The organism is Mannheimia varigena (assembly GCF_013377235.1).
Lineage (GTDB): Bacteria > Pseudomonadota > Gammaproteobacteria > Enterobacterales > Pasteurellaceae > Mannheimia > Mannheimia varigena.
The window spans coordinates 2,036,773-2,050,720 of record NZ_CP016226.1; the positions used below are offsets into that span (position 1 = coordinate 2,036,773).

At 36.2% G+C, this 13,948-nt stretch carries 14 protein-coding genes; 5 read left to right on the forward strand and 9 right to left on the reverse strand.

Going from position 1 to position 13,948, the window contains the following annotated elements:
• Window position 1: 1 nt before the first annotated feature.
• From A6B40_RS09595 to A6B40_RS09630, 8 genes are all read right to left on the reverse strand, one after another.
• Window positions 2-475: a phosphatidylglycerophosphatase A family protein gene (locus A6B40_RS09595; protein WP_176672241.1), complete on the reverse strand. Its 474-nt coding sequence runs from the start codon at window positions 473-475 to the stop codon at window positions 2-4.
• A 5-nt stretch (window positions 476-480) separates the two neighbouring features.
• Entirely contained in the window at window positions 481-1,461 is a 981-nt protein-coding gene (thiL, locus tag A6B40_RS09600) for a thiamine-phosphate kinase (protein WP_025247433.1), read from the reverse strand.
• Window positions 1,462-1,523: 62 nt separating this feature from the next.
• On the reverse strand, window positions 1,524-1,937 hold the full coding sequence (nusB, locus tag A6B40_RS09605) for a transcription antitermination factor NusB (protein ID WP_025216880.1): 414 nt from the start codon (window positions 1,935-1,937) through the stop codon (window positions 1,524-1,526).
• A 79-nt stretch (window positions 1,938-2,016) separates the two neighbouring features.
• Window positions 2,017-3,330 (reverse strand): type IV pilus secretin PilQ, encoded by a 1,314-nt coding sequence (gene pilQ, locus A6B40_RS09610; RefSeq protein WP_176672242.1) that lies wholly within the window; start codon window positions 3,328-3,330, stop codon window positions 2,017-2,019.
• A gap of 8 nt (window positions 3,331-3,338) precedes the next feature.
• The gene (locus A6B40_RS09615; RefSeq protein ID WP_176672243.1) at window positions 3,339-3,752 is read right to left on the reverse strand and encodes a hypothetical protein; all 414 of its coding nucleotides are present in this window, start codon (window positions 3,750-3,752) and stop codon (window positions 3,339-3,341) included.
• 1 nt (window position 3,753) lies between these two features.
• The gene (locus tag A6B40_RS09620) at window positions 3,754-4,287 is read right to left on the reverse strand and encodes a hypothetical protein (protein ID WP_176672244.1); all 534 of its coding nucleotides are present in this window, start codon (window positions 4,285-4,287) and stop codon (window positions 3,754-3,756) included.
• Window position 4,288: 1 nt separating this feature from the next.
• The gene (locus A6B40_RS09625; protein WP_176672245.1) at window positions 4,289-4,810 is read right to left on the reverse strand and encodes a hypothetical protein; all 522 of its coding nucleotides are present in this window, start codon (window positions 4,808-4,810) and stop codon (window positions 4,289-4,291) included.
• Window positions 4,786-5,487: a competence protein ComA gene (locus A6B40_RS09630; RefSeq protein WP_176672246.1), complete on the reverse strand. Its 702-nt coding sequence runs from the start codon at window positions 5,485-5,487 to the stop codon at window positions 4,786-4,788. The genes A6B40_RS09625 and A6B40_RS09630 overlap by 25 nt, the downstream gene beginning before the upstream one ends.
• A 125-nt stretch (window positions 5,488-5,612) precedes the next feature.
• Here A6B40_RS09630 and A6B40_RS09635 point away from each other — a divergent pair, with 125 nt between their 5' ends.
• From A6B40_RS09635 to A6B40_RS09655, 5 genes are all read left to right on the forward strand, one after another.
• Complete coding sequence (locus A6B40_RS09635; protein ID WP_176672247.1) at window positions 5,613-8,165, forward strand: penicillin-binding protein 1A; 2,553 nt, start codon at window positions 5,613-5,615, stop codon at window positions 8,163-8,165.
• A 230-nt stretch (window positions 8,166-8,395) separates the two neighbouring features.
• Window positions 8,396-8,920, forward strand: a complete 525-nt coding sequence (gene aroK, locus A6B40_RS09640; RefSeq protein ID WP_025216887.1) for a shikimate kinase AroK — start codon at window positions 8,396-8,398, stop codon at window positions 8,918-8,920.
• 40 nt (window positions 8,921-8,960) lie between these two features.
• A complete protein-coding gene (gene aroB / locus A6B40_RS09645; protein ID WP_176672248.1) occupies window positions 8,961-10,049 on the forward strand; it encodes a 3-dehydroquinate synthase in 1,089 nt (362 codons plus the stop codon).
• Between the two features lie 8 nt (window positions 10,050-10,057).
• On the forward strand, window positions 10,058-10,885 hold the full coding sequence (locus A6B40_RS09650) for a Dam family site-specific DNA-(adenine-N6)-methyltransferase (RefSeq protein ID WP_176672249.1): 828 nt from the start codon (window positions 10,058-10,060) through the stop codon (window positions 10,883-10,885).
• An 85-nt stretch (window positions 10,886-10,970) separates the two neighbouring features.
• Complete coding sequence (locus tag A6B40_RS09655; protein ID WP_176672250.1) at window positions 10,971-12,329, forward strand: sodium-dependent transporter; 1,359 nt, start codon at window positions 10,971-10,973, stop codon at window positions 12,327-12,329.
• A gap of 89 nt (window positions 12,330-12,418) precedes the next feature.
• On the opposite strand, the gene A6B40_RS09660 is transcribed toward A6B40_RS09655, so the two are convergent.
• Window positions 12,419-13,807 (reverse strand): SLC13 family permease, encoded by a 1,389-nt coding sequence (locus A6B40_RS09660; RefSeq protein ID WP_176672251.1) that lies wholly within the window; start codon window positions 13,805-13,807, stop codon window positions 12,419-12,421.
• Window positions 13,808-13,948: the final 141 nt, after the last annotated feature.

The window sequence follows — 13,948 nt, forward strand, 5'->3', positions numbered from 1 at the left end:
ATTAGGTAAAATAATATAAAAGATGAAGTGAAATAAGAGCGAAAATGGCAGCAAGAATATCATCAAACATAATGCCTAAGCCACCTTCTAATGTTTCATCAAAATAGCGGATTGGGAATGGTTTGAGAATATCGAAAATGCGGAAGCTGATAAAAGCCAATATATAACCTAATAAATTATATTCAGGTAGATACGTAAACATTAAAAAGATGGCAACGATTTCATCCCAAACGATACGTCCATCATCGTGAGCATTCAGATCTTGGCTGGTTTTGTGGCAAATATAGCATCCTGAAATAAAGCTAATTAGGGTAACAATAGCAAAGAAAATGCTGGATTGGGTAGCTGTCCATAAAATAATCGCAACTATTAAACCTGCTAGGCTGCCCCAAGTGCCGGGGGCAGGTTTTAATAAACCGGAACCAAAGCCAAAAGCGAGAAAATGGATAGGATTTTTAAGATTAATTGGTTTCATAATTGTTATTTTTTGAAATGATCGAAGCCTCTTTGAGCGGGCAATGTAACTACTTCATTATTGCGTAATAAGGTTAAGCCTTCTTTGGCGGAGCGAATTTGCCCAATGCACGTATAGTTCACACCTATGTTCGTGAGGGCTTTTTCGAGTTTTTGCTTATTATCGTTATGAACAGTAAAACAAAGTTCATAGTCTTCTCCTCCACTTAATGCGAAATGTTCAGCTTCTTCTTTTGAGTAACAATTTAGTAGCGGTTCTGAAAGTGGTAAATCATCAAGATTTAAGGCTGCACCGCAGTTACTACGTTTCAAAATGTGCCCTAAATCAGAGAGTAAACCGTCTGAAACATCAATCGCTGCATTCGCAATAGAAGCTATGGTTAAGCCTAGTAAAACACGAGGCGTTGGGCGTAAATGGCGTTGAATAAGATAGCTTTCATCTTTATTCCAGTTGAGATTATCGGTTTTCTGCTTAAGTAATAATTGCAAACCAGCCGCACTATCGCCTAGTGTGCCGGAAATGTAGATCCAATCACCTATTTTAGCATTGTGGCGAAAAAGCCCTTTATCTTGTGGCACAATGCCTTGTGCGGTAAGAGTTAAAGATAAATGCCCTTTGGTTGTATCGCCACCAATTAGATCAACATTATAGTGATCTAAAATATCAAAGAAATGTTCACTAAATTCAGCCAGCCAATCGTGATCGATTTCAGGTAAGGTTAAAGCCAATGAGATCCAAGCCGGTTCAGCCCCCATTGAGGCGAGATCGCTTAAATTAACTGCCACACTTTTATATGCCAAATCAGCAGGTGAAATAGTTGGAAGAAAGTGAGTACCACAAACTAAAGTATCTGTTGTGATGGCTAGTTGTTGATTGGGTTTGAGAGAAGTTACCGCACAATCATCGCCAATAGAGAGTAACACATCTTTACGAGGTGGGCGTTGAGAGGCGTTGAAGTAACGATCGATAATATCAAATTCACCCATAAAATTTCCTTAATCCTTCAGATCAATAAAATCCCCAATTTCATACAAAATTGGGGAGTATTTTATTTCTTACCGAGAACGGGTACTAATTTGTCTAAAATACCGTTGATGTATTTGTGGCTATCATCAGAGCCAAACACTTTTGCAACTTCGATACCTTCGTTGATCACAACACGGAAAGGTACATCATCTTCAAATTTAAGCTCATAGCCAGATAAGCGAAGAATAGAACGCTCGATAGGATCGATATCGTCTTCAGCACGATCTAAATAAGGGCGTAATGCTTCATCAATGGCTTCAACATTATCTACAACGCCACGAAAAAGTTTGCGGAAATAAGGCATATCCACGCCTTTCATATCTTGATCGGCAATAAATGCTAATTCCACTTCTTCAACCGTATTTTTGGAGATATACCAAGAATAAATGGCTTGAACCGCACACTCTCTTGCACGGCGACGTGGGGAAACTTTCATAAAACCTCTAATTCTATAACACAAAAAATGACGGCTGATTCTAGCACACTTCCCCTATTTTTGCTTGCGTTTATCTTCGCTATTTTGATTTTTTCGTACTGCTTACTTTTTCGTTTGATTGAAGAATGTAGGGAGTAACGAAAATGACGAGTTCTCGTTTGCTGATTTTATCTCTAGTTTGGCTGAATAAACGCTTAATAAAGGGAATTGAACCTAAAACAGGCACTTTATCTTCCCCTTTTTGGGCTAAATATTGAAAAATTCCACCTAATACAATAGTTTCCCCGTGTTTAGCAAAAACTTGTGTGTTGAGTTCTTGCTTATCAATAGTAATTAAACCGCTACTACCGGATTGAGAGTTCGGCGAGTTTTGGGTTACGACTAAATCCAGCAAAATTTGATTTTGAGTAGAAAGATGAGGAACAACTTCCAATCCTAACACAGCTTCTTTAAATTCGACATCGGTTGCTTCTGATTTTGTGTTATACATCACATAAGGAATTTCTGTGCCTTGCTTGATGCTTGCAGGTTTTTTATTCGTGGTTAAAAGACGAGGACTGGCAATAATTTCCACACTGTTTTCCTGCTCTAATGCACTAAGTTCCAAATCTAGCACACGGCTATTAATGGAAGCCACTTGTAAAACGGCGGAAGCTCCATTCGCAACAGGGAAATTCACATTGAGATTATTAGCTACATTACTTAATCCATTACCTTCAAGTTGCCCGCCAAATTTATAGTGATCAGCTCCTCTGGAAAACATTCCCCAACGCACTCCCAGCTCTTGCAAATGTTCGCTACTGATAGTAACAATGCGAGCTTCAATCGCAATTTGTTCTGTAGGTTGGTCGAGTTTTTTGACTAATCGCTCAATATTTTGCAGTGATTTCGCACTATCTTTAATAATTAAGCTATTACTTCGCTCATCGAAATGGATATAGCCATTCTCAGATAAAAACGTACCACTACCTTTAGTTAAAGATTCAATCACTTCTGAGGCTTTCGCATAATTGAGCTTTATCGTTTTAGTCATCAACTTTGGAGTGGTTACAAGCGGTGGATTTTGTCCGTTATTTTGCAAATGGGCTATTGGAGCTGAATTTAAATCAGCCAATTTTTCTTCTTTTTTACTGATATAAACAATATCACTTTCTTGGCTAAAAGATAATTTATTTACTTTACTGATCGTTTTGAATATCTCCTCAATAGACTTATTTTCTAATCTTAAGGTGGATTTAGTTTGAATATCATCCTCTAATACTATATTTTTCCCTATTTCTTCGGATAAATAAGTAAGCAGAAGTGAAGTTGGTGCATTTTTTACTGCAAGAGAAATAGTATCAGCCAACGCTAGTGAAGAGCTAAATAATAAATAAATAAAAACTCTGAACATACTAACCCCTATAGTTTTATGGTGATCTCATATGGAAAATGACAATCTTTTGTGAGTTTCCAATTAATATAAGTGAGTGATTTTAAATTAATGTTTTTTATCTCAATTTCTTGATTTTGAATGAACTGGTTTTCCTTGAAATCAAGTAATTGTTCTTTTTCATCGATAAACAAGGCTGTAGAATTTTCATTAATTTTAACTAAGCCAATAAGTTTTAATTTCTCAAATTCAGTAAGTAAATTGAGAGAGTTTTTATGCTCGAAAGTCTTGCAAGCGGTTAAATTTTCCGAATTTTTTGCAATTTCAGGTAGAACTTCAAGGGTATTCTGTTCATTTTTCATCTGAGGCTGTTCACCAAAAAATGGATCGACAGCCGTAGCGTTAAAACTAATGAATAAAAAAGAGAAAAAATAGTTACGCATATTATTCCTTATTGGCTAAAACCACTAATGTAGCCGTAAGTTCTACTTTTCTATCTTCAGTAGATTTAGTTAGAGTAAGTAAGTGATATTTTAAATAGCCAATTTGGTTAAGATCGTTAATAAAATTAAACAATGAATGGCTATCAGCAGTTATTTTTAATTCAATGCTTTTACCTTGATCTAAATTCCAATTTAGATTATCAATATTAAGATGATGTTTCTGAGCTATTTTTTGTATTGTAGTATTAATATTTGTTAAGTTATTTTCTGTTTTTTTAGATTTAACCTTATCAAATAATTGGTTGTATAAATTTTTCTGATGAGTAAGGTTTACATTTTGATTGCCTATCTTTTCTAAGAACTGATTAATATCTAAGTGAATTTTGATTATATAAAGTATAGGTAAAAGAATAAGAGTGAAGAACATAAAAGCTTGTATTGTTTTTTGGTTTTTTCTAATGAAATTAACTACTTTGAAGATAGTGCTATTCGGATTTAAATATAAATTTTCTAGCTTATTTTTAATTAAAATCACCTTAGTTTCCTTTATGTTTTATGTTGAATGTAAAAGATATTTCATTTTTATGATTAACACTTACTTGCTCTGTTTTGGTCTCAATAAATTCTTTTTGATATAAATATTGCTCTAGCTTTTTGAAATCTTCCTCTATACTTAAATTACCCCCTATTCTTAAATAAAGATCTTTTTCTTGATATAACTGTATTACATCGATCCCTCCATTTTTTAAAGGGATATGCTGAATTATTGTAAATAGCTGTTCGACTTTCTGATTTTCAGCAAAAGGTAAAATAATGTTATTGTTATTTTTAAGGTGTGAAATTTTGTTTTCAAAATCAACAGTATCTGCTTGTAGTTTCTCTAATTGCTGTGTAAGAGATTCAATTTCATTCTTTTTCTGAACACTATAAAAGAGCAAACATAAGCTGATAAGGCTGATTAATAAAAATGTATAAGCGATATTTTTGATGCTTTTATAGTGAGTAAATACCCATTTACTTTTTCTATTTCCGCTTAAATCAATGCCTTGCCATTCCATAAACTTGCTCCAAGTGCGAGATAATAAAGTTGCTTTGATTCATCCGATTGCATATCGGTATCGGTAATTAAAATATCAGATAAATAAATACAATTCTTAGGTTCAACCAGAGGAAATAGTAGTTCGCTTTCTGTAAATTGAACTGTTTTTTGCTTAAAAGAAAAACAGGGAAAGTTATTATCAAGTTGAGGATTTAAATGAAAAATACCTCGAATATAACAATGCAGTTCGCAATCTAAAATGCTGTTAAATTGATTTAAACTTTCTGCATAGTGTTTATTTAATGCATAAATTGTTATTTTATCGAGATTGTTATTACTGCTTGGCAATCGCTGATACTCAAAATTGAGTAATTCAATTGCAAGTGGTTGCTCATTTTTTAAAATTTGGATAACTTGCCTATGTAATTGGATTTCATCAAGTTTTTTAGAGATAAAAATAGTTTTTCGCCAGATATATTGGTAAGGAATGGTGCGAACGAGGGTAAAAGGTTCATTTACCGTTTCTGCTGCGATGATTTTTTGAATAGCTATCTCTAATCCTTCACTCTTTTGCTGCCAAAAAGTACTGAATTTTTCAGCTTGATTTTTGACTAAGCAATAATATTGTTCATTTTCACTTAAGCCTAAAACTGTAGGCGAGACAGGCTTTTTTACTGGTGGTTTAAGTAGTTTCATAATGAGTTCAATAAGTAAAATTTATAGCAATTTAGTTAGGTTAAATGGGCGTTTTCGCTTATACTTAGCAACTTAATATTGGCTTTAAATTTATATTTCGTCATTAACCAAAAGAGATTTTTTCGATGCGGATCGCAAAAATAATATTTAGTGCTTTACTTTCACTGTTAATTTTAGGTGGGGTAATCGGTGGTTTACTTTATATGCATATCAAGTCTGACTTACCTGATGTTGCAACACTTAAAAATGTTGAGTTACAACAACCAATGCAGATTTTTACTTTAGATGGTAAATTAATTGGTGAAGTGGGCGAAGAACGCCGTATTCCGGTTAAACTTGAGGATGTTCCTCCAATGTTGATAAAAGCAATTTTAGCAACAGAAGATGCTCGTTTCTATGAACATAAAGGGATTGACCCTAAAGGGATTATGCGTGCATTGTGGCGTACCAGTCAGGGCGATACACAAGGGGCAAGTACCATTACTCAACAGTTAGCAAAAAACTTTTTCTTAACGCCTGAGCGTAGTATTGAGCGTAAAGCAAAAGAAGCTATTTTGGCATTAGAAATCGAACAAGTTTTGACGAAAAATGAAATTTTAGAACTTTATTTGAACAAAATTTATTTAGGGTATCGCTCGCATGGTGTAGCAGCAGCGGCTAAAACCTATTTTAATAAAGCGTTAAAAGATCTCACGCTTTCGGAAATTGCAATTATTGCAGGGCTTCCAAAAGCACCATCAACAATGAACCCACTTTATTCGGTAAAACGTGCAGAAGATCGTCGTAATGTAGTTTTGGGTAGAATGCTTGAAACTAAAGATATTACTCAACAACAGTACGAAAAAGCGAAAGCTGAGCCAATTGTAGCAAATTACTATGGTGCAGCATTAGAGTTTCGTGCTGATTATGTTACAGAGATGGTTCGCCAAGAAATTGTAAAACGTTATGGTGAAAACATTGCTTATAACAAAGGTTTAAAAGTCTATGCAACCGTACTTTCTGCAGACCAAAAAGCTGCACAAGATGCATTGCGTGAAAATTTGATTGATTATGATCGCAGACGTGGTTGGCGTGGAGCTGAAAAATTATGGGCAGGAAATGATGCTTGGGATGATGAAAAAATTATCGACCATTTAAGTAAATTACCAAAATCTGATCCCTTTACCCCTGCTGTGGTTATGCAAACAGATAAATCAAAATATACGCTTTTATTAGCAAATGGGGAGCCTGCAACATTAAAACGTGTTAATGCGTCTTTTGCGCCTAAAGGGTTAAAGGTTGGAGAACAGATTTGGGTTAGACTAAATAAAGCCAAGGAGTGGACTTTAGGGCAAGTGCCTGAAGTTAATTCAGCGTTAGTGTCAATTAATAGTGAAAATGGGGCTATTGAAGCTATTGTGGGTGGTTTTAGCTTTGAACAGAGCCGCTTTAACCGTGCGACTCAATCTTTAGTACAAGTAGGTTCGGCGATTAAGCCTTTTATTTATGCCGCAGCTATGAATAAGGGATTAAGCCTTTCTACCACCATTAGTGATGGCCCAATTGTGATTAAAAAGAAAGGGCAAAAAGAGTGGCGACCTAAAAATGCGGACGGTGTTTATGGCGGTCCAACGCGTGCAAGGGTGGCATTAGGTAAATCCAGAAATATGGTCGCAATTCGTGTATTGCAAATGGCGGGCATCGATTATACTGCTGATTATTTACAACGTTTTGGCTTTAATCGTAACCAGTATATCGCCACAGAGTCACTTGCGTTAGGAGCGGCTTCATTCACTCCGCTTGAAATGGCTCGAGCATATGCGGTATTTAATAATGGTGGTTATTTAATTGAACCTTATATTATTGACCGAATTATTGATGCCCAAGGCTATGAGCTGTATCAAGCAAATCCTGTAGTATCTTGTTCAGTGTGCGATAATCCTGTGATTTATCCTGAGCCGAAATATTTTGACTCAGTAAAAATTCATGATGAAACTCAAGTAGCGACAGCTCCAGTTACTCAGAATAGTATTGAGGAAGAAGTAGTGGAGGATATCGTAGAATCAGAGCCAGAATTACAAGCTGAAAATAGTGAGAAAAATGCTCCTAGCCTGATGGCAGAGTCTTCTCATCATGTTAAGGGACTACGTTATGCTCCTCATGTGATAAGTAATGAATTAGCATTCTTAATGCGTAGTGCATTAGCTACTGCTGTGACTGGTGAGCCAGAATATGGTTGGCGCGGCACAAGTTACCGAATGCTTAATACAATTAAGCGGGCTGATGTGGGCGGTAAAACAGGTACAACAAATAATTCTAAAGCAACATGGTATGCTGGTTTTGGTGCTGATATTGCGACAGTAGTTTATGTTGGTTTCGATGATAACAAACGTGAACTTGGTAAAGGTGCTTCAGGTTCAGTAACAGCGTTACCAGCTTGGGTGAATTATATGAAAGTAGCCCTTGCTGATAAACCTGTGCAAAAAGATGTTGTGCCAGGCAACATTGTTGAAGTGAAAATTGATCCAAATAGTGGTTTCTTAGGTAATGGACGTAAAGAGTTCTTTATTAAAGGAACAGAACCAACAAAACGATACGTGGTTGAAAGAGGTTATACTGAGAAATCGCCAACACAAACTGTTCCTGCTCGATTAGGACTTCCACCACCAGGTGTGTTGCAAAGTGGGGAATTATTCTAAAAATTGCAAGGAATATGTTCTTAAAAGTTGATAAATAGGGATATTTTTTGCGATAATAACGATCAATTTTATTTTGGGCGATTTGTGAGTTATTTATATACCTTTAGTCAATAAACCGATTTTATTGCAATTTTTATAAGAAATCAGACCGCTTGTATGACAAGCGGTCGTTTTTTCTTTTAATTTCACAAATCAGATGTTTATAAATTTTAATAATAGAAGAAGAAATAATGGCTGAAAAACGTAATATCTTTCTAATTGGGCCTATGGGAGCAGGAAAAAGCACTATTGGTCGACAACTTGCTCAAACATTAGGTATGGAATTTTTAGATTCTGACAGTGTAATTGAAGAAAGAGCTGGTGCGGATATTGATTGGATCTTTGATGTTGAAGGTGAAGCAGGTTTTCGCAAGCGTGAAGAACGTATCTTGAACGAATTAACACAGAATCACGGTATTGTGCTTTCAACAGGTGGGGGATCTATTTTATCGAAAGATAACCGCAATGTATTATCAGCTCGTGGCATTGTAATTTACTTAGAAACAACGGTTGATAAGCAATTTGAGCGTACGCAGCGTGATAAAAAACGTCCTTTATTGCAAACAGAAGATCCACGCAAAGTATTGGAAGAACTTGCAAAAATTCGTAATCCACTTTATGAAGAAATTGCAGATATTACTATCCACACTGATGAGCAAAGTGCAAAAGTAGTTGCAAATCAAATCATTGATATGATGGATAATTTAGTCGCATAGGAAACCCTAATTAAGCCCTATATAAGCTAAGGAGCGAGAAATGTTACAGGTTAATGTGGAATTAAAAGAACGCCGCTACCCAATTATTATTGGAGAGGGAATACTTGCTCAGGCAGCAAGTTATTCGCCGTTAAAAGCAGGCGATAAAGTGATGATTGTTTCCAACCCAACTGTTGCTTTTCATTATCTCGAAACTGTTACTTGCACTTTAACTAAATTAGGCTGCCAAGTAGATTCGGTGCTAATTCCTGATGGTGAAGAACATAAAAACTTGGATTCATTAAACCTGATTTTTACGGCGTTGTTAGATAAAAATCATAATCGTGATAGCACTTTAATTGCTTTAGGCGGTGGTGTCATTGGCGATGTAGCAGGATATGCTGCAGCTTCTTATCAACGTGGTATTCGTTTTATCCAAATTCCAACTACGTTATTAGCACAGGTGGACTCTTCTGTTGGCGGAAAAACTGCAGTTAATCATCCACTTGGCAAAAATATGATTGGCGCTTTCTATCAGCCTGTTTCGGTTATTGTCGATACCAACACGCTTTCTACTTTACCAAAAAGAGAAGTGAGTGCGGGTTTGGCAGAAGTCATCAAATATGGGGCAATTTTTGATATTGCGTTTTTTGAATGGCTAGAGAGCCACATTGATGACTTAGTAAGTTTAAAACAAGATGAGTTAGAATATTGCATTCAGCGTTGTTGCCAATTAAAAGCGGATGTTGTTGCTCGTGATGAAACTGAAAAAGGTGATCGTGCATTGCTCAATCTTGGACATACTTTCGGACATGCTATTGAAGCTCGTATGGGTTATGGTGTATGGCTACACGGCGAAGCTGTTTCTGTTGGTATGCTTGAGGCGGCTGCTTTGTCGCACATTTTAGGTGATTTGAATGTGGAAGATGTAGCTCGTTTAGAAAAATTACTGGCGAGAGCAAACCTACCTACTATTTCGCCGGATGGTATGGAGCCGTTGGAGTACTTGCCGTATATGTGGCGAGATAAAAAAGTATTAGGTGGGCAATTACGTTTGATTTTACTGAAATCACTTGGTCAAGCTTATGTCTCAGCAAGAGCAACCGAAGAACAAGTGCTGGCATCTATTGAACGTTTCACCCAGCGTTAAAAATTTAAATGAGTCATTCTAAACACCGAGCCTTTTTAAAATGGGCGGGCGGTAAATATCGCCTTATTTCAGATATTCAAACCCATTTGCCGAAAAAGGCTTGTCTAGTTGAGCCTTTTGTCGGTGCGGGTTCGGTGTTTCTGAATACTGACTTTGAACACTATATCCTTGCCGATATTAACCCTGATTTAATTAATCTTTTCAATACGGTAAAAGCAGATGTTGAGCATTATATCGCTCAAACAAAATTGCTTTTTCTACACCCAAAAGCGAATACTGAAACCTTTTATAAAGCACGCCGTGCGGAATTTAATCGTTCAAAAGATATTTTTCGCCGTTCGGTTATTTTTCTCTATTTAAATCGTTTTGGTTATAACGGATTATGTCGTTATAACCAAAAAAAAGGTTATAATGTGCCGTTTGGGCGTTATAAAACCCATTATTTCCCTGAAAATGAGTTGCGGTTTTTTGCAGAAAAAGCTCAAAAAGCGACCTTTGTTTGTGCGGATTTTGAACAGGTATTTGAGCTGGTAAAAAATAGTGCGATAGATTGTGTTATCTATTGCGATCCACCTTATGCTCCATTATTGCAAGAGACTAACTTTACTCAATACGCAGGTGGGGGATTTAGTTTGTTACAGCAAACTCGCTTAGCAAACCTTGCTCAAGAGGTGAAAGAGCAGGGCATTCCTGTATTGATTTCAAATCACGACACTGATTTTACTCGGCTGATTTATCAATCTGCCCAAATCACATCAGTGCAAGTTCAGCGTTCAATCGGGCAGAAAGCGGATTCCCGAATTAAAGTCGGCGAGTTATTTGCGTTATTTTCCTAATCATTTGCAAATTTTTCTAAAAATGTTACCGCTTGTGTTTATTATTTAATCGTTATTTTTTATTTTTATGCCTGTGGAGTATCAAATGGCAAATCAAAGTGAAGAACGTCAATCGTGGTCTAGCAGATTGGCGTATATTATGACTGTTGCAGGAGCAACTGTTGGATTCGGTGCAACGTGGCGTTTTCCCTATTTAGTTGGAGAAAACGGTGGTGGTGCTTATGTATTCCTATTTTGCATTGCAATGATTGTGATCGGCATCCCAATGATTTTAGTTGAAAATGTAATTGGCAGAAGAATGCGAGTGAATGCCGTTGATGCCTTTGGTGGTTCGGCAAATGGTAAAAAAATCTCTCCTGCTTGGAAAATACTAGGCTATATGGGATTACTCGGTGCATTTGGTATTCTAGCTTATTATATGGTGCTCGGTGGTTGGGTACTCAATTATATTGGTAGCCTAATTACGGGCAACCTTGACCTCTCAACGCCTGTTACGGTAGAAACCACTTATCAATTTTTTCAACAAAGCATTTTTAATAGTCCGGCGATTATTATTACTTATACCGCTATTTTTGTGCTGGTAAATTATTTTATTTTAGTGAAGGGAATCGTTGATGGTATTGAGCGTTCAGTTAAATACTTGATGCCGATTCTATTTGTGTTTTTACTGGTAATGGTTATCCGTAACGTAACTTTACCGGGGGCGGTGGAAGGCATTAAATTTTATTTGATGCCTGATTTCTCTAAAATCACGCCAAAACTTTTTGTGTTTGTATTGGGGCAGGTGTTCTTTGCATTAAGTCTAGGGTTTGGTGTGTTAATTACGCTTTCAAGCTATTTAGATAAAAATGAAAACCTCGTTAAAACGGCGACTATTACGGGTGTGATGAATACAATTATTGCGGTTCTTGCCGGTTTTATGATCTTCCCATCATTATTCAGCTTTGGCGTTGCACCAAACTCCGGTCCGACATTAGTCTTCCAGAGTTTGCCGATTGTGTTCTCAAATATGTGGGGCGGTACAATTTTTGCGATTATTTTCTTTGCCTTGTTAGTTGTTGCGGCTTTAACCACTTCATTAACAATTTATGAGGTGATTATTACTGCACTTCAAGAAAAAGCAAACATTAGCCGTAAGAAAGCGATTTTTATTACCTTAGTAACCATTTTTATACTAGGTAATATCCCGTCTGCATTAAGTGATAATGTGCTAAAAAATGTGCAAATTATGGGCAAAAGTATTTTTGATGCCTTCGACTATATCAGCGGAAATATTCTCTTTATTTTAACTGCATTAGGTAGTGCAATTTTTGTCGGCTTTGTATTAAAAGATGAAGCAAAAGAAGAGCTTGGCACGGGTAAAACATTGACTAATATTTGGTTTAATTATGTTCGCTTTGTGATCCCTGTAATTATTTTAGTGATTTTCTTTAATTCATTATAAAAATTATCTGATATAAAAAAGCTGTTTGAGAGGTATATTCAAACAGCTTTTTAGTTTTCAAGCGGTCAAAAAACTGGAGTTTTTTGCAATTAATGCCAAGTCATCCAGAAGAAATAAGACAAGCAACCAATAATCGTGACGCAGAAAATATTGAGCAGCAAACCTACTTTTACCATTTCACTTTGTTTAATGTAACCTGTTGCGAACACGATTGCATTAGGGGGCGTTGCAATTGGTAACATAAAGGCACAAGAAGCACCGCAAGCAATAATTGCTGCCAGTGAAATTGGCGGCAAACCAAGTGAATTAGCAACAGTAATAAAGATAGGAAGCATTAGGGCTGCGCTTGCCGTATTTGAAGTAAATTCGGTTAAGAATACGATGAAAGCTGTCATTACTAAGGTCATAATCAGCCAATGTTTTGTGCCAATATAATTCACAATAGTATCTGCTAGAATTTTACTCGCCCCCGTTTCTCGTAACACAATACTTAACACTAATCCGCCACCAAATAACATTAACACACCCCATTCAGTACGTTCTTGAATTTCAGACCAAGTGGCAGTATTACAAATACAAAGTGCGACAACGGCAACCATTGCAATTACCGCATCGAAATTTTTAATGGATTCTTTTAATGCTAAAGTATTGCGAATAAAAGGCTCAATGTAGCTACTAAAAGTTAGTAAAATTGCGGTAACAATGAAAATAATCAGCGTAGCGAGCTGTTTGCCATTAAGTTTTGAATCTTCAATTTCAACATTAAACGGCACATTGAAATTGGGTTTGAGAATAACGAGCAAGCTAATTACCATTGTAATCATCAGCAGAATCGCAACAGGCATACCATATGGCAACCATTCAGAAAATGAAATTTTAATCTGAGAAGCTAACAATGCATTTGGTGCAGAGCCAACTAATGTACCAATTCCCCCAATGCTAGAACTAAAGGCAATGCCAAGTAGAACAAACACATAAAGATTACGATTAGTGTTAAGTTCCACTTTATGCAGAATACCAAGCGTGAGAGGCAACATCATTGCGGCAACGGCGGTATTATTAATAAAGAGAGAGAGTAGAGCGGTTACCGCAAATAGATAAATAACGGTACGTTTTAAATTACCTTTGGCTAAGCGGATAACGTGATTAGCAATCCAAAGATCGATTTTTTGGATATTTAATACCGCTGCAATCACAAACCCTCCGAAGAACATAAAAATAATTGGCTCTGAGAATGGAGCAAAAGCGGCTTTGGTGGGTAGTACGTTGAGCCCGATAGCAAATATCGGCACCATCAAGGCAGTTACGGTAATATTGAAGGCTTCAGTAAGCCAAAGAATACCAATAAAAACAAGCAGGGCTAAGCCTCTATTTTCTTGTTCACTGAAAGGAAGATATTGCAGTAATAGAAAGAAAATCACAATATCAACTGCAAGAATGATTAACCCTCTTAAAGGATTTTTAGCTGTGTTAGACATATAAACTCCAGATTATTTTTTGTTATCTTAAATCGAAGGTTTTAGCACTATACTAGAACTTTTTTATTTAAAAAAGATTAAAAAATTGTTAAAGAGAAAAATTTCTAGGAATTTGATAAAAATTATCACTTTATTTGATCT

Coding starts and splice junctions, on each gene's coding strand:
- pilQ (WP_176672242.1), bottom strand. CDS start 3,330: ATGTTCAGAGTTTTTATTTATTTATTATTTAGCTCTTCACTAGCGTTG.
- A6B40_RS09650 (WP_176672249.1), top strand. CDS start 10,058: ATGAGTCATTCTAAACACCGAGCCTTTTTAAAATGGGCGGGCGGTAAA.
- aroB (WP_176672248.1), top strand. CDS start 8,961: ATGTTACAGGTTAATGTGGAATTAAAAGAACGCCGCTACCCAATTATT.
- A6B40_RS09625 (WP_176672245.1), bottom strand. CDS start 4,810: ATGGAATGGCAAGGCATTGATTTAAGCGGAAATAGAAAAAGTAAATGG.
- A6B40_RS09630 (WP_176672246.1), bottom strand. CDS start 5,487: ATGAAACTACTTAAACCACCAGTAAAAAAGCCTGTCTCGCCTACAGTT.
- A6B40_RS09615 (WP_176672243.1), bottom strand. CDS start 3,752: ATGCGTAACTATTTTTTCTCTTTTTTATTCATTAGTTTTAACGCTACG.
- aroK (WP_025216887.1), top strand. CDS start 8,396: ATGGCTGAAAAACGTAATATCTTTCTAATTGGGCCTATGGGAGCAGGA.
- A6B40_RS09635 (WP_176672247.1), top strand. CDS start 5,613: ATGCGGATCGCAAAAATAATATTTAGTGCTTTACTTTCACTGTTAATT.
- thiL (WP_025247433.1), bottom strand. CDS start 1,461: ATGGGTGAATTTGATATTATCGATCGTTACTTCAACGCCTCTCAACGC.
- nusB (WP_025216880.1), bottom strand. CDS start 1,937: ATGAAAGTTTCCCCACGTCGCCGTGCAAGAGAGTGTGCGGTTCAAGCC.
- A6B40_RS09660 (WP_176672251.1), bottom strand. CDS start 13,807: ATGTCTAACACAGCTAAAAATCCTTTAAGAGGGTTAATCATTCTTGCA.
- A6B40_RS09655 (WP_176672250.1), top strand. CDS start 10,971: ATGGCAAATCAAAGTGAAGAACGTCAATCGTGGTCTAGCAGATTGGCG.
- A6B40_RS09595 (WP_176672241.1), bottom strand. CDS start 475: ATGAAACCAATTAATCTTAAAAATCCTATCCATTTTCTCGCTTTTGGC.